The 20,563-nt window shown below is 42.5% G+C and carries 12 protein-coding genes; 7 read left to right on the top strand and 5 right to left on the bottom strand.

Going from position 1 to position 20,563, the window contains the following annotated elements; translation table 11 throughout:
- On the bottom strand, window positions 1-708 hold the full coding sequence (locus ACE3PQ_RS04870; RefSeq protein ID WP_374295709.1) for a hypothetical protein: 708 nt from the start codon (window positions 706-708) through the stop codon (window positions 1-3).
- Window positions 709-738: 30 nt separating this feature from the next.
- Window positions 739-1,500 (bottom strand): hypothetical protein, encoded by a 762-nt coding sequence (locus ACE3PQ_RS04865; RefSeq protein ID WP_374295707.1) that lies wholly within the window; start codon window positions 1,498-1,500, stop codon window positions 739-741.
- 206 nt (window positions 1,501-1,706) lie between these two features.
- Here ACE3PQ_RS04865 and ACE3PQ_RS04860 point away from each other — a divergent pair, with 206 nt between their 5' ends.
- Window positions 1,707-3,146 (top strand): phosphate--AMP phosphotransferase, encoded by a 1,440-nt coding sequence (locus ACE3PQ_RS04860; RefSeq protein WP_374295818.1) that lies wholly within the window; start codon window positions 1,707-1,709, stop codon window positions 3,144-3,146.
- A gap of 41 nt (window positions 3,147-3,187) precedes the next feature.
- Here the strand turns inward: ACE3PQ_RS04860 and ACE3PQ_RS04855 are convergent, their stop codons facing one another.
- On the bottom strand, window positions 3,188-3,700 hold the full coding sequence (locus tag ACE3PQ_RS04855) for a hypothetical protein (protein ID WP_374295705.1): 513 nt from the start codon (window positions 3,698-3,700) through the stop codon (window positions 3,188-3,190).
- A 268-nt stretch (window positions 3,701-3,968) separates the two neighbouring features.
- Between ACE3PQ_RS04855 and ACE3PQ_RS04850 the strand changes: the two genes are divergently transcribed.
- From ACE3PQ_RS04850 to ACE3PQ_RS04825, 6 genes are all read left to right on the top strand, one after another.
- On the top strand, window positions 3,969-7,631 hold the full coding sequence (locus tag ACE3PQ_RS04850) for an exodeoxyribonuclease V subunit gamma (RefSeq protein WP_374295703.1): 3,663 nt from the start codon (window positions 3,969-3,971) through the stop codon (window positions 7,629-7,631).
- A gap of 12 nt (window positions 7,632-7,643) precedes the next feature.
- Window positions 7,644-11,534 carry a UvrD-helicase domain-containing protein gene (locus ACE3PQ_RS04845; protein ID WP_374295701.1) on the top strand — a complete coding sequence of 1,297 codons (3,891 nt, stop codon included), beginning with the start codon at window positions 7,644-7,646 and terminating at the stop codon, window positions 11,532-11,534.
- Window positions 11,535-11,739: 205 nt separating this feature from the next.
- Entirely contained in the window at window positions 11,740-13,545 is a 1,806-nt protein-coding gene (gene recD / locus ACE3PQ_RS04840; protein ID WP_374295699.1) for an exodeoxyribonuclease V subunit alpha, read from the top strand.
- Between the two features lie 920 nt (window positions 13,546-14,465).
- On the top strand, window positions 14,466-14,735 hold the full coding sequence (gene rpsO / locus ACE3PQ_RS04835; protein WP_092616504.1) for a 30S ribosomal protein S15: 270 nt from the start codon (window positions 14,466-14,468) through the stop codon (window positions 14,733-14,735).
- Between the two features lie 432 nt (window positions 14,736-15,167).
- A complete protein-coding gene (gene pnp / locus ACE3PQ_RS04830) occupies window positions 15,168-17,276 on the top strand; it encodes a polyribonucleotide nucleotidyltransferase (RefSeq protein ID WP_374295816.1) in 2,109 nt (702 codons plus the stop codon).
- Window positions 17,277-17,455: 179 nt separating this feature from the next.
- On the top strand, window positions 17,456-18,676 hold the full coding sequence (locus tag ACE3PQ_RS04825) for a magnesium transporter CorA family protein (protein ID WP_374295697.1): 1,221 nt from the start codon (window positions 17,456-17,458) through the stop codon (window positions 18,674-18,676).
- 68 nt (window positions 18,677-18,744) lie between these two features.
- Here ACE3PQ_RS04825 and ACE3PQ_RS04820 read toward each other — a convergent pair whose 3' ends face one another.
- Window positions 18,745-18,981, bottom strand: a complete 237-nt coding sequence (locus tag ACE3PQ_RS04820) for a DUF333 domain-containing protein (RefSeq protein ID WP_374295694.1) — start codon at window positions 18,979-18,981, stop codon at window positions 18,745-18,747.
- A gap of 144 nt (window positions 18,982-19,125) precedes the next feature.
- Window positions 19,126-20,556: an efflux transporter outer membrane subunit gene (locus tag ACE3PQ_RS04815; RefSeq protein ID WP_374295692.1), complete on the bottom strand. Its 1,431-nt coding sequence runs from the start codon at window positions 20,554-20,556 to the stop codon at window positions 19,126-19,128.
- Between the last annotated feature and the right edge of the window lie 7 nt (window positions 20,557-20,563).

The raw sequence follows: 20,563 nt of genomic DNA, 5'->3' as shown, positions 1-20,563 counted from the left end.
TTAAAGCTGAAATGGCGTTGGATGTCCTGAATGTACGGCATCAATGATTTGCTTTTCTTTGTTAGTAAAAGTCGCAATGAAATCCTGAGCAGAACCGAGTGGTGCCATCGCCTTAAAGCCATCATCAATAAAGTCATAAATGGTATTTGCTTCATAGCGATAAGCAATGCCTTTAGACAGTTTAAATGCTGTTTTGACCATGGTTGAACGGACATATTTATCGAGTTTCGTGCCGAGTAGCTCTAATAGCTCCATTTGATGTAAGCGAGGTGCGTACTGATCGACTGCGAGATAGGCACGGCGCATCATTTCGTCATCAAGTGGGGTGTCGGTAGGATAATTTTCCAATAAATACTTCGCCACTTGTTCATCAAGCTGAATCGCCAAAATCGCAAGTTCAACACCTGCATCACCTGTTTGTAAGGCAGATTTAGGGATAATTTTTTCTACAGTGTGTGAGTTGCGAATAAAACGGTCAATTTGACGTGCTAATTCATTGAAGTCATCTGCACCATACAAACGATTGAGAAAATAATGAGCCATTGGCTGATGTTCAGGTATTGCAAAAAAATCAGCATGTGTGTGTTGCATGCGTGCTTTTTGCCATATTTGGACTTGTAATAATTTCGACGCTAAAGTTTGATCTTGGTGGCTTTGTAGGTTTTGATAATCGGTAAGTTGTTGTTGTAAAAAGTCAAACTTAGACATAGAAACCTCAAAAAAAAAGAATAAAAAAGTTTAAAGCGGTTGTGCGGAAGATTCGATGTGCTTACGACATATTTGCTGAGATGCAGCATCATAATATACATTGAGGTCAGTTGGTTTGACATTGACCAAATAATCTAAAAAGCATTGTTCTTGTTGTGCATAATGAATAAAAAAATCTTTGGCTTGGCGATTACTTCTCATCACTCGAAAACTATGATCGAGATACTGGTACATCGGTGCAAAGCCACGCTCTTTGAGTTTGGATTTTGCCAGTTTTAACGAAGTACGAAGCAATAACGATTGTGCATGTCGTGAGAGTTGGTGACTGACACTTTGAAAGAGTTTAAGCTGACGTAAGCGATTTGCTTTTTGATTGACTTCGAGCGAGATGAGAATGAGATTTTCATCGTTGAGTTCACGTTTTTGACGAATCAGATGTATTGCAAGTTGTTGATCAAGTTTGATGGTCAGCAGTGCCAATTGCATCGCTTCGACGAGAGATTCCAAAATTTCATTCGGAAGCCAGTGATCAAGTTTCACCTTTTGTTTCAACATGAGTGAAAGTTGCCCATCAAGCACATCTAAGGCATCGAAATTGTATAATTCTGTTTGGAAAAAATCGGCAAGTTCTTGATAAGCCACGTTTTGAAATAAGTTGCCATGCACGTTTTGCATGCGCTGTTTTTGCCACAGGGCAACCTGCCATGTCAATGACTTCAATTTTGGTGACTGGTGAAATCTGAGCTGTTTATATTGCTTTAGGTAGTGTGCAAGTTGTTCAGTTTTTAACATATTTTTAACATGACATGTGGCTGAAAAGAGTATAAAAGAAAGTGGTGGGATTTGAATAGTGTATTTTTAGCGCAAATATTTTCGCAGTCCTTTGATGATTTTTTAGAAGGGTTTAGATTCGGAGTAAATACAGCATGTCAACGTCAAAAAATAAACAAGCTGATCAGGCGGGGCAAGGGGAAATCGTAGAAAACTTGCCACGGTTGATGCCGTGTCTAAGCGCCGAGCAATTGGGAAAATTAGCAATCCGTGATGAAGATGAACTCTCCGCAGATTTGATCGAAGCACAGTTTCAACTGCGAGAAGGGCGAGGCAGTATCAAAGGCAAAAGTGTCTTGATTCTCATCAGCGGTATTGAGCTTGCGGGCAAAGGAGAAGCTGTGCAACAGCTTCGTGAATGGGTTGATCCACGCTATCTGATGGTGAAAGCCGAAGTACCTCATCCATTGACGCAATCGCAACCATTTTGGCAACCTTATGCAGGTTTTATTCCTGCCGAAGGTCAGATGAAGCTCTTATTTGGCAATTGGTATAGTGATCTGTTGGCGACGGCTATGCACGTATCCGAGCCGATCAATACCGAACAATTCAAAAATTATGTACAAAACATGCGTGAATTTGAGCTCGATCTGCAAGCCAATCATGTGCATGTGGTCAAGATTTGGTTTGATCTGTCTTGGAAAGCTTTGCAAAAACGCTTAGACAAACTTGATCCAAGCGTACAAAAATGGCAACAACTGCACGGTTTAGATTGGCGTAGTCAAAAGCAATATGACACCTTGCAAAAATTGCGCTCACATTTCACCGACGATTGGATTTGTATTGATGGTGAAGATGAAGAACGGCGTGATCAACAATTTGCCCAAGTCGTACTCTCTGCATTAAAGCAACCCTTATCTGAAATTATCCCTGACGCCATCACAGGACGTTGGAAAAAATCAAAAATTCCAGAAGAATTGACTCAATTTGACGAAGAAGTGCTCGCTGAAGATGACTATAAAGATCAGCTCAAAGCATTGAGTAAAAAAGTCGCCAAAGCCATGCGTCAAGATGAGCGCAATGTGGTGATCGTGTTTGAAGGCATGGATGCAGCAGGCAAGGGCGGTGCGATCAAGCGCATCATCAAAAAACTTGATCCACGTGAATATGATATTTATACCATCGGAGCGCCAGAAAAATACGAATTACGCCGTCCGTATCTTTGGCGGTTTTGGACGAAACTACCTAAAAACGGTGACATTACCATCTTTGACCGTTCTTGGTATGGGCGGGTCTTGGTTGAACGACTTGAAGGCTTTGCCAAGCCCTTTGAATGGAAGCGTGCTTATGCAGAAATTAACCGCTTTGAACAAGATTTGATGGACAACCAAACCGTGTTGATTAAGTTTTGGCTGGCGATCGACAAAGACGAGCAAGAGAAACGCTTTAAAGCCCGTGAAGTGACACCGCATAAACGCTTTAAAATTACCGATGAGGATTGGCGTAATCGAGAAAAATGGGATGAGTATCTACAAGCGGCGGCGGATATGATTGAGCATACCTCAACCGACTGCGCTCCGTGGCAGATCGTGGCGACTAATGATAAAAATAGTGCTCGGATTGCGGTACTTGAGCATATCCTTGAGCGATTAAAAGCCTCTAAGTAGAGGCTTTTTATTCATTTGAGATTTGCATATTCAAGAGAATTTTACTGCGTACCGACCACTTTACGATTACTTGAATCTTGCAATCGTTTTGCTGTTTCATAGCAATCTTCGATATGAGTTTCAGCGATCTTCTTCAGGATCATGTAGCCGAGCGTTCCTGCGACCAATGAACCACCAAACGGAATAAACTTAGTCACTTGTTTGGTCACAAATTTTCCAAGTAGACCATTGATGGATTGCTTCACTGCGGTGCGGGCGACGACAAAACTTGATAATTCAAAGCCACGTTTACGCAGTTCTTTCCAGTTCACCTCTTTGGTTTTAGGGTCGTAAACACTGACTTGTTCAGGCGCCAGTCCAAACTTGGCATTGATCTCGGGTAATAATGTACTCAGCACACCGAGATCGACCACCAAATCAAATAATGGAATCGGTACCATCGCAGCACCTGCGGACACATAAGCACGCTTATTAATTAGCTCTAAACTGTCTTGGCGTGCTTTTTCAAGGTCAAGATTTGGGTCGATAGCATTCGGTGTGTTTTTAATTTTCACGAAGTCTGTCCTTGTGCTGTAGATTTAAAATGTAAGCGTTGAATTTAGCTGAAAATTACTTTGCCATGAAATTGCAAAAATGTGTAGTACTTCTCTATTTTCAATATGTATCTGAGAGGATTATGAGAAAAAATGCTTCAACTTTATGACGACAATACGTGTCGTTTATTTAATGAATTTCAACCTGAAATGATGGTCAGTTGCCATAAATTTGGTTAGGATGAATACCGTTCATTTTCCAATAAATTTATAAATTTTAGAGCTAAATATGGGCATTGATATTCTGCAAAGTCAGCGACCTGAAGTGTTACTCCACACTTTGATGCAGGATGCATTTCAGCCGAAAACTTCTGCGCAAAGTCTTTTGCAAAGTACCCAAATTGTGGTGCCAAATCACGGCATTGGACAATGGCTCCAACAACGATTCGCCGAGCAACAAGGCATCAGCGCCAATATCGAATTTAGTCAATTGCGTACTTTGCAATGGCAACTTTATCAAGCGGTACTTGGACAAGAGCCGATTTTAAAAGCCCCGCAAATGCTCAATATGAAATGGCGTATTTATCTATTTTTAAATCGTTATTTTGAAAAAAAAGTACCAAGCGATCATGCCTTATATGGATTATTTCAACGGGTACGACAGCATAGTGATGCCATCGAAAATGCCTTACAACGCAGTTTAAAACAACAAAATCTGCTGTATTGGATTGCTGATCAGACTTCACGCTTATTTGCCAATTACATCGTCTATCGTGGGCAGTGCGTACAGAGCTGTGAACAGCTTTACGGCTTGAGCAAATCGGGCGCAGCGCAATGCCGTTGTCGACAGAATTGGCTACATCGTTGGGGAAATGATCAAGAAATTCTAGTGCAGAAATGGCTACGCAATCCTGAAAAAGTTGGGCAAAAAGACTCGGAAAAAGTCCAACCCGAAGCAGTGAATTATCAAGTCCAACAAGCCCAGCAACTGGAACAGTGGCAACGCTTTATTTGGCATGAGGAATTTGCCGAAGATTTCCAGCAGATCGAAAGCATTGATCAGGCATTTTGGCAGACCTTATCAGGTGAATTTGCCGAGCAAGCGGTTCGCCGTTTACCAGCGCAGATTTATATTTTTACTTTGTTGGAATTGCCACCGTCACAACTGAATTTTTTAAGACGATTGGCGCAGTACACCCAAATTAAAATTTACCATTATGCACCGTCGCAAGAGTATTGGGCGGACAGCGTCGATCCCTACTGGAAAGCCAAGTATGAGCTGAAATATCCCGATGCGGCGGTCTATTACGAATCTCGTCATCCGCTACTGACGAGGCTCGGTAAGCAAGCCCGTGATATTGGCGCATTGCTGAGTCAGCTTGCAGGCGGTGAAGAGGGTGATTGGCAAGATCACTTTGTCGAGATTGAACCACAGCATTTACTCTCGAAAATTCAATCCGATATATTGCATTTACGTGAGCCTGTAGCGGACAGCTATGTTTTAACGGATGATGATCGTTCGATTCAGATTCACGTCTGCCATTCGACCATGCGTCAGCTTGAAGTGCTGAAAGATCAACTCACCCAATGGCTCAGTGCCGATACAGCGCAGATGCGTCAGCCGAGTGATATTGTGGTACTTGTACCGAATCTATCTGAAATCGAAACGCAAATTCGCACCGTATTTCATTCAACGCATCAAACGACGCATCATGCAAATTTATCCGTCAATTCAGCAGTTAAAAATGATGCGTTAATTCCTGCGCCGATGCTTCCAGTAAAAATCGCAGGTGTGCCGATTCAAGATGCTTTGCAACTGTGGCAATCCATTACTTTGCGCTACAAACTGTTGCATCAGCGTTTTAGCCTCGAATATTTTGCTGATTGGTTGAGTTTACCTGCGACTTTACAACGCTTTTCCCTGACCTTTGAACAAGTACAACGCATGTTGGAACTGCTTGAATTGGCAGGATTTAAACGTGGTTTTGATCAGGTGCATCTTGCACAAAGTCTTGCGTCAGATGATCAAGATTTTCGCTTTAGTTTTCGCTATGCGCTAGATCGACTAGCATTGGCGATTGCCATGCCTGAACATGCCTTGTTTGATGAGATTTTGAGTTTAGAGGCCGTGCAAACTGCTGATTTTGAATTGATCGGCAAACTGATTGAAATCCATCATGATTTAGACAGTCACCGTGATTGGCTCACACCGCAAGCGATTGATCAGCAACAGACTTTGTCAGAATCAGTTGCTTTACTAGATACGGATATTAGCGATTTTGAAATTTGTACAGGCTGGCGTTATGTGCAAGATGCTTTGCATCAGTTTAAGCGCATTATTGAAGTTACGGATTCGCAGTCAGTGCGGTTGCCTCTGTCTTTCGTCTTAGACGAGATTGAATCCACGCTATCGCACAAAGTCTCGCAAACTGAGCCAACAGGGCATATTACCTTTGCGCAGATTGGACAGCTACGTCCACTACCGTATCAACTCGTCGTTTGTCTGAATATGGATACAGGCACGTTCCCGAATCGTGATGCACATATTCCGTTTGATTTGATGGAACTATTGCAAGCGGAACTTGGTGATCGCTCACGGCTTGAAGATGATCAGGGTGCGTTTTTGGATGCCTTATTGCAGGCGCAGGATCAATTTTGGCTGTTTTATAATGGCTTCGATGTGCAAGATGCCGAGGTGCGTGACCCGTCGAGTATCGTGCAAGAGTTGGTACAACATCTAGATTTGATCGTGGCAAAATCATCAGATCAACATGTTGAGCAAAAACCATTTATCGAAGAATCAGGCTTAGTGATTCCACGTCATTTATCATCGATCTATAAAGTGCATCCATTACAACCTTTTGATCCAAAAGGCTTTACCGATGCCAAAGTTCAACGTTATCGCTCGCAGTGGTGGCAAGTGGCACAGCAGATTCAACAGCCGTCTGATACGCAATTCTTTTGGTTGGATCAGCCACCTGTAGAAACAAGCACAGCCGTACAAATCATGGATGCGTCGCAATGGATCAAAGACTTGTCGCATCCTGCACAGCATTTCTTGCGTCACGCAGGCATTGCCAATGTGGGTAGTGTTGATGCTTTTGAAAGTTTTGAGCCATTACAATTGGGCGGTTTGCAAAAATATGCAGTGCGAGATTATTTACAGCAGTGCTTTTTAGAAAATAACACACTAGAGAGTGATGCAGTTTTATCGACTGAATCCACCGATTTACTGTTATTACAAGACAAAATGCCGATTGGCAAAATGCAAAATGCCACATGGCAACAGGCGCAGAGTGAACTCGATCAAGTGCTGGAACGGCTCAGTAATTTTGGTGGTCAAGTCACGCCATTAACCACCAAAACCATGCCTTTGGACGAACAGCTACAACTCAATATTCAAATTCCAAGTGATGAATCCGCCACGAATTGGGTTAGCCTGACCGCATCAAGCTGTCATGGTGCACGTGCGCTGTCGATTTGGTTGCAATATCTTTTATGGCGTGCTTATGCCGATCAAGCTGATGATTTGCAGCGCATTGCGCTATTTAAAAATATGACATTAATTTTCTCAGGACTTAGCCAAGAAAAAGCGCAGGAACATCTACAGGATTGGCTTGAAGTCTGGACTATGCAACAAAATCAAGCCTTTGCCTTGCCACCTGCGATTTTTGCCCAAGTCGGTGACAAGCAGTTGAAGTTTGACGTTGATGATGATGGTGTGGAATATGTGGCTAAGTTTAAAGACATCGAAAAACGCTGGTTAGGACAAAACTATTATCACGCTGATTTTGAAAATGCCTATAGTGATCAAGGCTCATCATTATCGCCTGATTGGGCTTTAGTAATTGCACCTGACGAGGCGGCAAAACTGCTCAATCAACATACCGAGCAGTATGCGGTACGCTTATATAAACCGATGCTAAACCATCTTAAATTGATTACGGCATAGGAGCGAATACGTATGACTTCCAATATGAAAGCCTCTGTGCACTATCAAGATCAACCGCTGAAGCATTTAACACTCAGTGGTCTGCATCTGATCGAAGCCTCAGCAGGGACAGGCAAAACGTGGACGCTATCCAGTCTGATGGTGCGTATCTTGGTGGAGAAGTATTTGCCTCGCCAAGTGATCGCCACAACCTTTACCCGTGCAGCGGCGGCGGAACTAAAATCTCGGATTCGTAAGCGTCTACAGGAAATTTACAGCCATGCGAAAGTGTGGCAGTCGTTTCATCGCGAGGAGCAAATCACACAGGCGGAAGCGTCGCTTAATGATCCTTTGGCGCAGATTATTTTTAAGCAGTTTAAACTGGAAAATTCCAATCAAAATAATCCGCAAGAGGATGAAAATTCAACACACAATTTTGTCTATTTAGCCAATCGTTTAAAACTGGTGATTGACAGTTTAGATGAGCTGTTTGTTGGTACGATTGATAGTTTTATTCAAAAGACGTTGCGTGAATTTGCCTTTGATAGTGGCGAGGTGCAAATACGGCAAATCGCTGAAAATGAAAAACAATATCCCTATCAACTGGTGCATGACGAGCTACGTGCATGGCTACAACAGCAGCCTCAAGAGTTGGTCGATGTGCTACTGATGAGCCGTCATCTCGGATCGGTAGATCATTATCTCAGCACCATTCAGAACACCTTGAATTTTAACCAAGCCAAGTTGCAAGCAGTCGATGAACCAAAGGTTAATTTGGCAGATTTTCAACCTTATGTCGCTGATGTGATTAAACATTATAATGAAAATAATTTGTTTGAACTTGCGCCATATTTTGATTTAAAAGGTGAGTATTATGCCTTTGTCAGCAAGCAGTCTTTTCGCAATGATAAATTTCATCATATTTTTGCTGATGTCGTGCCCAAAGCCATTCAGCAACTCGATAAAAATCATCCATTAAGCTATTTTCAAGCCTCAGTACAAAGTGCTTTTCAACAGATTTATCAAATCTTTTTAGACTCTAAAGGACAAGTCCGAGAAACGATTTTTTCAAAAAAATGTCCTGAAGATGTCTTACAAAAATTTTATCAAAATCCATTGATTCAAGCCTTATTTGCGCTCTGTCAACAGAGCCAAAAAATCCATCAGGAATTAACACAGCTTGATGTATATCTGCATTATTACCTGACTGTTCAGGTTAAACAAAAGCTCCCACATTTGTTGTATCAGTCAGGTGAAACCACCTTTAGCCAACAGACTCGTAGCCTGAGCGATGCATTGACAGGCGAGCGTGGTAAAGTCTTGGCAGAGGCGATTCAGCAACGCTATCCGATTATTTTGGTGGATGAATTTCAAGATACCAACCAAGAACAAGACAATATGTTGCAAGCGGTGTGGCGTGATGCGACACGTTATACGCAAGGTTGTTTTATTGCGGTCGGCGATCCGAAACAGGCGATTTACGGCTTCCGTGGCGGTGATGTCTTGACCTATCTCAATGCCTTTAATGATATTACCTCGAAGCAGGGTAGTTTCTACCGCTTACAGCATAATTTTCGTTCTACACCTCGCTTGGTTGAAGCGGTCGATGCGCTGTTTCAACGGCAAATGCAATTTGGCGAGGAAATTGATTATTATCCTGCACACGCAGGTAAAGATGGCTCAAGCTATTTGGTAGAACATGGCAAACCTGATTTGCAACCATTACGCTTTGTCGAGCTAGAAAAAGATGCCAATGAAGCCTATCTGATTGCGCATAAAATCCGTGAATTGTTGATTTATGCGCAACAAGACAAACTGTTTCTACAAGATGATGATGAAAAAATAAAGATTGAAGCCAGTGATATTGCCGTACTTGCCAATAGTCATCATCAACTCAGCGAAGTACAAAAACAGTTAGAAAAACTTGGCATTGATGTCAATCGCACGGCACAGCGCAGTGTCTTTGAAAGTGCGGCTGCGAAAGATGTGGCAGCGATATTGGTGGCGATCGAACGCCCTGAACGAGATGCGGTGCTCAAGCGTGCATTACTGACGCCATTGATCGGCGTAAAAGCATCGGATTTTCTGCGATTTTCCAATGATGCCGATGCTTTAAGTCAACATATGCAACAGTTCCGCCAAGCAAGACAACTGTGGCTCAGCAAAGGCTTTTTGGTGGCATGGCAATATTTGGCGACGCAGTATCAATTTTGGCAAAACCTTGCGCAGAATATGGGGATGGATGCCGAGCGAAGTATCGTCAATACACGACATATTGTTGAGCTCATCAGTCAGCAATCGGGGCAACAGTCGCATGGTTTACAGCATGTGTTGCATTGGTATCAACTGCAACTCGGTTCGCCTGCACAGCGGGAATGGGAACTTGAGCGCAAGCTGAGCAGTGAGTCAGGTGTGCATTTGATGACTATTCACAAGTCGAAAGGTTTGGAGTTTAAAATTGTTTTTCTGATGAAAGCCAGTCAAACCATCGACTTGTCCAAACAAAAGCTCGCCTTTTATCAATCGGATAAAGATGGTGTCGGCACTGAAAAAGACAACAAAGCGCAAGAGCGGATTATTGCCATTTCCCAAGCAGCGATTGCGGATAATGACGAAGCGCAACAAGCCAATATTGAGAAGTTTTGTGCGGAAAATCATCGGCTGTGGTATGTGGCGATCACCCGTGCCAGTTATCGGCTCTATGCCTATTTCCCTGTCGTTTCCAAGCCGAAAAAATATAAAGGTGGGATCAAGTTTTGGCTCGATGCTCAGGCGGATGCGTTTGAGCACGAGAGTTTAAAAGCGGAAAATTTCCAGATTCCACAAGCCATCATGGATCAGCGCTATGTGCCAAGCAAGCACCAAGTACAGACCTTAAATGCGATGGATTATCCAACACAGCGTTTTTATCCGAAGACTCGCACCAGTTTTAGTGCGATTGCCGTGCATCAGCAGGGCGGTCATGGACAATTACTTGATCAAATTGCAGATAACACCTTACAAATAATGCCTGCCGAAGATGAAATTGCACTCGAAAGTTCAATTATTTTTACGGAAGAAGTTTCGACGATTGCACCGATGCAAGCAAGTGACTTGACCCAACTCGATTGGATTCGTAGGCATTTTCCCAAAGGCACTAATGCAGGAAATTACTTACATGAATTGTTTGAAGTCATTGATTTTCAAAACGATCAATACTGGACGAAGCAATTGCAATCCAAGATGAATCAATACGGTTTATGGTCAACTTTGTGCGATGCCTATGCCAAAGATTTCCCAGAATCTGATGCAGAAGAAATGAATACGTGGCTAAAAAGCGCACTACATCTGTGGATAACACAAGTGTTGTCCACACCATTGCATGATGGTCTGACACTGGCGCAATTACAGCGTGGCAATCGTAGCCATGAGTTTCCATTTTATCTCGCATTGGCAGATCGGCGTTTTGACACGGATCGCATTCATCAGCTGTTTGCAAAGCATGGTTTAGATTTGCCTGAGTTTGATCATGCCGATACTGCACGCTATCTGAATGGCTCAATCGATTTGGTCTATTTTGATGGTATGAAATACCACATCGCTGATTTTAAAAGTAATTTTCTAGGCGAATATGTGCAAGATTATGATCATGCACAGATCAGTGAAAATATGCGTCATTCGAGTTATTGGCTTCAAGCATCGCTTTATCTTATTGCATTACATCGCTATTTATCGACACGTCTAGCGGATTATCAGCCTGACAATCATCTTGGCTCGGCGAATTACTTATATCTTCGAGGGATGCAACCCACGGAATTATCAAGTCATCCACAAAAAAGCTATGGTGTACTGCATTGGCAAGCGGATTTAGATTTAATTCTTGAGTTAGATCAATTGCTTGGTGGCAATGTTGTAAATAATGGTGCTGTGGATAACTTTGTGTAAAAGTATGTGCAAAACCATGTGTATAGTGCGCTAATATCGGTGAAAAGTACTGTAATTGTCATCATATTATAAATTTCCAAAAAAAACAGTGGATAACTTTGTTTATAAGGGTGTTGACAGTCTTGTAGATAACTATGTCGATAAGTGTGTGGGTAACTCAGTGGATAAGTATGCGGATAACGATATATTGAAAGAGGATAAATGAGTGATTAATCAAAAGTTAACATCAACTCAAAACGATTCTGAAACACCAACATGGGCGACTTTGTGGAGTGGCTATTTATCTCAAATCAATACACAAAATCATCATTTAAACAAAGAAAATCAATCGCTTGTGAAAAATTATTTACTTGCTTTAAGTGAAGCATTAGAACGTGGTGATAGCTGTATTGCACTGACTGAAAAACCGCAAAATATCAACGACTTTTTATTAGATGTCAGTGAATATCAAGCGCAAGAATTATTTACTATAAAGCAATTAAAACCGATGTTTTGGGGTCATGGGCGATTGTATTTACAGCGTTATTGGGCGTATGAGCAGACTTTGGCACAGCGCATTGCAAGCTTATTGTCAGAGCAAGTGGAGCAAGTGGATTTAAATGATTATCGCAGTTTATTTGAAGATCCTTATCAACAGCAGGCACTTGCTCAGGGTGTTAATTCTGCATTCAGTTTAATCACAGGTGGACCGGGGACAGGTAAAACATTTGTGTTGACGCATATCGTTGCGGTGTTGAAAAAAATCTATCCAGACATGCGCATCGCCATGGTTGCCCCGACAGGAAAAGCGGCACAGCGTATGCAAGAGGCTTTGCAAAAGGCTTTTCAAAATCCGAAACTGCTAGATGCGGGTTTATACCATCCTGACTTTGCCCACCAAAAGACACAGACCATTCACCGCTTACTTGGTATTGGCGAACGTGGTGTATCACGCTTTGATGCGTCACGACCATTGGGCTTCGATGTGATCGTGGTCGATGAAGCATCGATGCTGGATTTGCACTTGGCGAAGCTATTATTTGATGCGATCCAAGCACCAACTCGGGTGATTATATTGGGGGATGCGAATCAGCTTACATCTGTAGATGTCGGTTATGTACTCGCAGACTTTCAGCAAGTCCCTGCATTGCAACAGTGCCATGTGCAATTGAAGCATAGTCGCCGTTTTGTCGATGATGCCAAAATTGGTCAATTTGCCAAATTGATCTATGCTACAGATCGACCGAGTTATGCAGATTTTCTAGAAAAAGCTCAACCGCAGATGCTTAAAATCGGTAATGAGATTCCAAAATTAGAGCAGGTCAATGTCGATTGGTTGGGTTTTTATCTACTGGAGCAATCTGAAAATACGCCACTCAGCACATCTACGTTGATTTCGATTTATCGACAGTTGGCACTTGGCTATCAGGCATATTTTTCGATTTTAAAAGATTATCTTGAAGGCAAAGTGAACCATCAACATGTTGCTCAAATTTTTGATCAATATCGGATTTTGGTGGCAATGCGTCACGGCGCACTCGGTTTAGCGCAGCTTAACCTTGCCATGACCCAACATCTCAAACACGCCTTAAATCTGGTACAAGACAGTGAATGGTTTGTGGGTCGTGCGGTGATGGTGAATAGTAATGATTATCAGCTTGGCTTGTCGAATGGCGATATTGGCATTTGTCTACCGCACCCCGATAAGCGTGAACAGCTTGAAGTGTATTTCCCGAGTCTGGACAAATGGCTTGCTGTGGCGAGATTGCCACAAAGTATTCAGACCGCTTTTGCGCTGACTATTCACAAATCACAAGGCTCAGAGTTTGATCATGTGGCAGTGGTGCTCGATCAATCGGCTCAGCGATTAATGGGTAAAGAGTTACTTTATACAGCGATTACTCGGGCGAAGAAAATGGTGAGCCTATTCAGTTCCGTCACCATGCTTGAGCATAGTCTAGCCGTGCGGACACAGCGTCAGAGCGGGCTTAGCGCACAAATTATTCGGGCGATCGAAAGTAACGGATTGTAAAACTTGCAAGGAAAAAGCAACGATGAGAACAATAATGTTGCGAACGTGTAAGTAAATGCTTACAACAATCAGGGTGATTCGCCACTGGTCGGATTCGCAGACTTTTGCGATGATGAACTCACTACTTAGTTATGGATGATTAAGCGTACCGCAACCAAATAGTACAAACGGTCGAGAGACTTTGCGGACTTACAGTGACGTAAGTGAAACTCTATCTCAGCAGAGATTGCAGTACCTTAAGCCTTATAGTTTTGGGAGAGACTATAGGGCTTTTATTTTGCCTGAAATAGATCATTGATACAACTTCATCCAAAACGCATGAGGACCACAGTATTTTCGCATCAAATTGTATGAAAATTAATCAAATTTATTGACTAATTACGACAAATGTCAAAAACTGTCATATGACATAAAAAGTAAAATAATGACAATCTTTGGAAAATTAAAAAGCGATAACATATTGAAATTATTATATATTATATATTATATATTTGTGTAAGTAATTCCTTACAACCAATGTCCAATATTTCTCATGCTCCTGCAACGCATCATTTGACAAAATGCGTCTATCAAATCGATTTAGCACAACTAAATTGGTTTTTAAGAACACAGGGGTGTGTTACAACAGAAAGAGATGAATCAAAGCAGGTCTTAGGGATGAGATCGAAAAAATAATAATAAAATAATGTTGTTAGCCTAAACAATAACGCCGATCTTGAAAGGGATCGGCTTTATTGTTTTGCAGCTTAAAATATGTTGGAAAATTACCACAATGTTTTTGCAAAGAAAGCCGAATTACATTAGAATGTCGCACTTGCTGTAGTGATGCACGGCATAGGTATTTTTGATGAATCGTTTCAACTCATCTGAACTACTTGAAATATCGCTCATAGAACTTTTAAGCATCTCGGAGATACATGATGGCTTTAACTAACCAAGATCGCGCAGAAATCATCGCAAAATTTGCACGTGCTGAAAATGACACTGGTTCGCCAGAAGTGCAAGTTGCATTGTTAACTGCTCAAATCAACGATTTACAAGGTCACTTTAAATCACACAAACACGACCATCACAGCCGTCGTGGTTTGATTCGTAAAGTAAACCAACGTCGTAAATTGCTTGACTATCTAAATGGTAAAGATCATGCACGTTATGTTGCATTGATCGGTGAGCTAGGTCTTCGTCGTTAAGCTGTTGCTTACTAAGACGAATAGACTGGTATAAATTGAAGGGGCGATAAGCCTCTTCTTTTGTTTGTCGTGAAAGATTTTGTTCGGGTTTTTATCTGATCAAAAATCGTATAAGCTTGAGCCACAAATGAAAATTTGTATCTTGAGCGAAAAAAAGAGAGTCGGTTAGTCGGCTTTCATTGTATGAAGTAAATTGGTTTTAATGGTTGAAAACAGCTTCTAAGCTTTGCCATGGCATTTCATTCAGTATTTCGAGATTTATATCGTGTGTTACCGCGATTAAAATAGAAATAAAAAAGATTGATGCAATGCCAAACCTTAGGGGCTTTCTACCAAAGATAAAACCAGTATTTGGGAATATCGAAAAAGTTGCCAAGATAGGTTGCTTTTCGAAGTCCCCATTAAACAATTAGGAAAAAATAAAACATGTCTATGTTTAATCTTGTTCGTAAAGAATTCCAATATGGTCAACACACGGTTGTTTTAGAAACTGGTCGTGTTGCTCGTCAAGCTAACTCTGTGCTTGTCACTATGGGTGGCGTCAGTGTACTTGTTGCAGTGGTTGCACAACCAACAGCGAAAGCAGGTCAAGACTTCTTTCCACTCACTGTAAACTACCAAGAGAAGCAATATGCGGCGGGTCGTATCCCAGGCGGTTATGGTAAGCGTGAAGGTCGTGCATCTGAAGCGGAAACGTTGATTTCTCGTTTGATCGACCGTCCAATCCGTCCATTGTTCCCTGAAGGTTACTTTAACGAAGTGCAAGTAACCGCTTCTGTGGTGTCTTCTGACAAGACTATGGAGGCTGATATTGCAGCGATGCTTGGTACATCTGCGGCACTTGCAATCTCAGGGACACCGTTCCGTGGTCCAATTGGTGCGGCTCGTGTTGGTTTGATCAATGGCGAATATATTCTGAACCCAAGCCATGCGCAAATGGCTGAATCTGCACTTGACCTTGTGGTTGCAGGTACAGAAACTGCGGTATTGATGGTTGAATCTGAAGCGAAAGAACTTTCAGAAGATCAAATGCTTGGTGCAGTACTGTTCGGTCATGATGAGCAACAAATTGCCATCAAAGCCATTCAAGAATTTGCAAAAGCAGCGGGTGCAACAGAGTCTACGTGGACTGCACCTGAGAAGAATGAAGACCTTCGTGCAAAACTCAAAGATGCTTTCGAAGCAAAAATCTCAGAAGCGTATACCATTGCAGTGAAACAAGATCGCTATGCAGCACTTGATGCGCTTCAAGCGGAAGCAGTTGCGCAGTTCGTTCCTGAAAATGACGAAACAGGTATTGCTGACGAAGTTAACGAATTATTTGAAGACCTCAAATACCGTACCGTACGTGACAATATCTTGTCAGGTAAACCACGTATCGACGGTCGTGACACCAAGACTGTTCGTCAGCTCGATGTACAGGTCGGCGTATTGGGTCGTACACACGGTTCTGCATTGTTTACCCGTGGTGAAACTCAGGCGCTTGTGACTGCGACTTTGGGTAATACTCGTGATGCATTGATGGTCGATACCCTTGCTGGAACAAAAACTGACAACTTCATGTTGCACTACAACTTCCCTGCATACTCAGTCGGTGAAACAGGTCGTGAAACAGGTCCAAAACGCCGTGAAATCGGTCATGGTCGCCTAGCGCGTCGTGGTGTACAAGCAGTCCTTCCTGCAGCAGATCGCTTCCCATATGTACTTCGTATCGTGTCTGATATTACGGAGTCTAATGGTTCATCTTCAATGGCATCTGTCTGTGGTGCATCGCTTGCATTAATGGATGCGGGTGTGCCTTTGAAAGCACCAGTTGCAGGTATTGCAATGGGTCTAGTAAAAGAAGGTGAGCGTTTCGCAGTCCTTTCTGACATCTTGGGTGATGAAGATCATCTTGGCGACATGGACTTTAAAGTTGCAGGTTCTGCCAATGGTATTACTGCACTGCAAATGGACATCAAGATCGAAGGCATCACTGAAGAAATCATGGAAGTGGCATTGAACCAAGCCTACGCTGGTCGTATCCACATCTTGAACGAAATGAACAAAGTGATCTCACGTGCTCGCCCTGAAATCAACATGTTCGCGCCGACATTCCAAGTGATCAACATCAACCCAGATAAGATTCGTGACGTGATCGGTAAAGGTGGTGCAACCATCCGTTCAATCACTGAAGAAACTGGTGCAGCGATCGATATCGAAGACAACGGTACAGTACGTGTATTTGGTGAATCGAAAGCCTCTGCAAGTGCAGCGGTTGCCAAGATCCAAGCACTTACTGCTGAGATCGAACCGGGTACGATTTACACTGGTAAAGTGATTCGTATCGTTGAATTTGGTGCGTTCGTGAATATCATGCCGGGTACTGATGGCTTGCTTCACATCTCACAAATCTCTAATGAGCGTGTAGCAAATGTCTCTGATGTCCTTAGCGAAGGTCAAATCTTGCAAGTCCAAGTACAAGATGTCGACAACCGTGGTCGTATCAAATTGACTATGAAAGACATCCCACAAGAGCAAGTTGCACCAACTGAAGCGTAATTGCTCAGTATTCAATTATTTTAAATTGCGCAAATTTGCTTAACAGAAAGTCCTCACTTCGGTGAGGATTTTTTTATAGGGGAAATTGATGTGAAGTTGAGTTAGTCTATCTATGCTGATTAAATGCACTAACTTTGATATTTCTTCTGTTTAAACCCATTTTTAAAATTTGAGAACTCATGCAAACCTATTATTTTTATCGTCATACCACGGAACAAAGTGTCTTTTTGGCAGAGCAAAGTTGTACTGAGCATGAGCTTTTATTTAAATGGGTGGACTGTCTACGCAGTGAAGTGGTGCAGCATAAAGAACAGTGGCAACAGCATATCCACCAGCTGACAGATATTTGTATCAATGAGTTTCATCTTCAAGATATTCTCAATATTGAACATCCTTGTGTGTTTGATCCTGTTGAGGATTATGATCTATTAATTTTTCGCAAACTGATTACCCCAGATGATGAGATCGGTACTGCGCAAAACGCTGCTGAAACGCATGATAATGTTTTTGGCTTGGCATCCACGCCAGTGAATTTTTTGCTCAGTCAGCATGCCTTAGTGACTGTGCGAGAGCAGGGCAATCGTCCGATCGAAGCCTATATTCAACGCTTTAATCAGGTGCTACAGCGCCAAATCGATGAGCAAAATAAGCCCCGCAAATTATCCAGTACACCAATTGATTTGGCGCTTCGATTGCTCAATAGCATGGTCGATGGTTATCTGGATATTCGTAAACCATTGACACGTCGTGTCGAATATTGGCAACAAGAATTGTTACAAGGTAATCGACGCTTTAAACAGTGGCAACAATTATTCCAAGAAGATATGGCGTTTCAACAGGTGGAAAATCTGTGTGAAGAACAGATCGAAATGCTACAAGAGCTACGTGATGAGATTGTTGATAATTTTAATCATTTGGTCGATGCAAAACAGGCGATGACGCAAGAACTGTTATTGCTGCGAGTCAATGATCTGATGAGCCATGTTGAACGGATTCAAAAGCACACGCATCGATTGGGCGGTGCGATTCAGTCGGCGATTGATATTCACTTTAATGCGATTGCCAATCAGACCAATGAAAACATGCGCATCCTCGCCATTATTACTGCAGTGTTTGCACCGTTGACCTTGCTGACAGGGATATATGGCATGAACTTTGATGTGATGCCGGGAGCGCACTCACCACAAGGTTTTTGGATCATGATGGCGGTGATGGTGTTTACGGCGGTGATCTTGCTGTATTACTTCTATCGTGAACATTTGGTGGGACGTGGTGAGCGTAGTGTGATTGATCTGTTGGCAGATCAACATCGTCAGCGTTCGATCAATCTCACGTGGCTGTTGGACTATGAGCCGATTAAACAAACCATCAAAGAAGTGGAAAAAGTGGTGAAGCGTTAAAAATCACAAGACTTTGCTTGTGGCGATTTGGGCATTAAGCACACCGATTTAGATCGGGCGCATCGGTATTATTTTTCTGGATGGTTTTTACGGAAATAGTCCCATTCATCAACTACTTCACCTGATGGCAATTGGCAATAACCTGCGTCACCTTCAGGCGTTTTCTTAATGATGGTTTTGCCACCAACTTCAGCGCAATAGACACTGGCAGGATTCGCCATGCCGATTGGTTTTTCAGGCTGTGGTGCGGTGTTACATGCTGAGATTAATGCTGTAGTTGCTACTACTAATAAAAGGTTTTTCATGATTAATACTTTGTAATAAAGAATAGCAACAAGTTTAATTCACTTTAAATGTAGCTAAAATTGCAAAAATTTTAAAGCAAATCCACACTGCTTGAATAAGGTGTGGATTAGACTTTGAAAATAATTAATTACTACCCATAGTGATCAATTGTTTGCATTACTCGGCAATGCTTTGAGTGGCGAACCACCTAACGCTTGCATCAATGTCACATAGGCAGTGTATTGATTGTAACGCGTTTGCGCCAAAGACACTTCTGCACTACGAACGGATTCCTGCGCATCTAAGACATTCTTCAAGGCAATTGCACCATTGCGATAGCGTACTTCATTCAGTCGAGCACTTTTTTGTGCCAGTTCTAAATTTTTCTGTTGATCGCTAAGCTGGGCATTGGCTTCGATACGACCTGAGAGCGCATTGTCTACGTCGGCAAAAGCCTGATACAAAGTCTGACGGTAGCTAATGATCGCAGATTCATAGTTCAGTTCGCTGATCGCAATGTCTTTTTTCATATCGTTATATTGCAAAAATGGCAAACTCAAACTTGCACCGAGCGCCAATACAGGATTTTGCAACAATTCTGTCAAAGATGTGCTACTTGCACCCAGTGAACCAGTTAAGCTAATCGACGGATAATAGCTCGCTTTAGTCGCATCTCTAGTTGCAAGGGTTTTGCGTAGGCGAAGCTCTGCGGCTTGTAAGTCAGGACGACGTGCGATCAATGTTGCAGGAAGCCCTGCATCAATATTTGGCAAAGTGGACTGCGGTAGCTTTTTAGGAATTTCGATGCTGAGTTGTTGCACTGGTTGATGGAGTAGTACAGCCAACGCAGTTTTCGCCTCGACGACTTGTTGGCGTAGTTGGCTGAGCGTGGCTTTTTGGCTTTGTACCGCTTGCTCTGCTTCAGTGAGTTCAATGCCTGATACTGCACCTGCCTGATACTGCACTTTGACTAGATCAAATAGTTTGTTACTGGTCGCTAGACTTTGTTCGGCAGCGGTCATACGCTCATTTAAATATGCCAATTGCCAATAGAGATTACAGGTTGTCGCAATTAGACTTTGTGCAGTCGATTGTAAATCTTGCTCGGTCGCCAGAGCTTCCCAACGCTGTGCTTGGGTTTGATTGGCAAGCTTGCCGAATAGATCAATTTCATAGCTGACGTTGCCACTTAACGATAGACCATTGGCACTGTCAGTACCTGAGTTTAAATCAAAACTGTGTCCAGTCGATACGCTTGAACCGACACGTAGACCTTGTTGATTTGCAGTGAGATCAGCTTGTAAACGAGCTTGCTTGAGCGCAATGCCTGCGACTGCAAGATCAGCGTTTTTGGCAATCACTTGATCCACTAGGGCATTCAACTGAGCATCATTAAACAACGTCCACCATTGGTCAGACCATTGTTCAGCATTCAATCCAGTGGAGGTATTTTGATATGCAAAATTTGTCGGCACAGTGGTATTGGGTGCTTGATATGGCGTTTTTACTGTTGCGACACAGCCAGTAAATAAAATAGGTAGAATGATCAATGCACTAAGCTTTGGGAGTGCTTTGATTTGGAAAGAGTTCAACATAAAATTC

The organism is Acinetobacter sp. (genome assembly GCF_041911495.1).
In the GTDB taxonomy this organism is placed as follows: Bacteria; Pseudomonadota; Gammaproteobacteria; order Pseudomonadales; family Moraxellaceae; genus Acinetobacter.
The sequence above is the reverse complement of the archived record's forward strand: the minus strand, read 5'-3'. Positions and strand labels throughout refer to the sequence as shown.

Coding starts and splice junctions, on each gene's coding strand:
- ACE3PQ_RS04870 (WP_374295709.1), bottom strand. CDS start 708: ATGTCTAAGTTTGACTTTTTACAACAACAACTTACCGATTATCAAAAC.
- ACE3PQ_RS04865 (WP_374295707.1), bottom strand. CDS start 1,500: ATGTTAAAAACTGAACAACTTGCACACTACCTAAAGCAATATAAACAG.
- ACE3PQ_RS04860 (WP_374295818.1), top strand. CDS start 1,707: ATGCCGTGTCTAAGCGCCGAGCAATTGGGAAAATTAGCAATCCGTGAT.
- ACE3PQ_RS04850 (WP_374295703.1), top strand. CDS start 3,969: ATGGGCATTGATATTCTGCAAAGTCAGCGACCTGAAGTGTTACTCCAC.
- ACE3PQ_RS04845 (WP_374295701.1), top strand. CDS start 7,644: ATGACTTCCAATATGAAAGCCTCTGTGCACTATCAAGATCAACCGCTG.
- rpsO (WP_092616504.1), top strand. CDS start 14,466: ATGGCTTTAACTAACCAAGATCGCGCAGAAATCATCGCAAAATTTGCA.
- pnp (WP_374295816.1), top strand. CDS start 15,168: ATGTTTAATCTTGTTCGTAAAGAATTCCAATATGGTCAACACACGGTT.
- ACE3PQ_RS04825 (WP_374295697.1), top strand. CDS start 17,456: ATGCAAACCTATTATTTTTATCGTCATACCACGGAACAAAGTGTCTTT.
- ACE3PQ_RS04820 (WP_374295694.1), bottom strand. CDS start 18,981: ATGAAAAACCTTTTATTAGTAGTAGCAACTACAGCATTAATCTCAGCA.
- ACE3PQ_RS04815 (WP_374295692.1), bottom strand. CDS start 20,556: ATGTTGAACTCTTTCCAAATCAAAGCACTCCCAAAGCTTAGTGCATTG.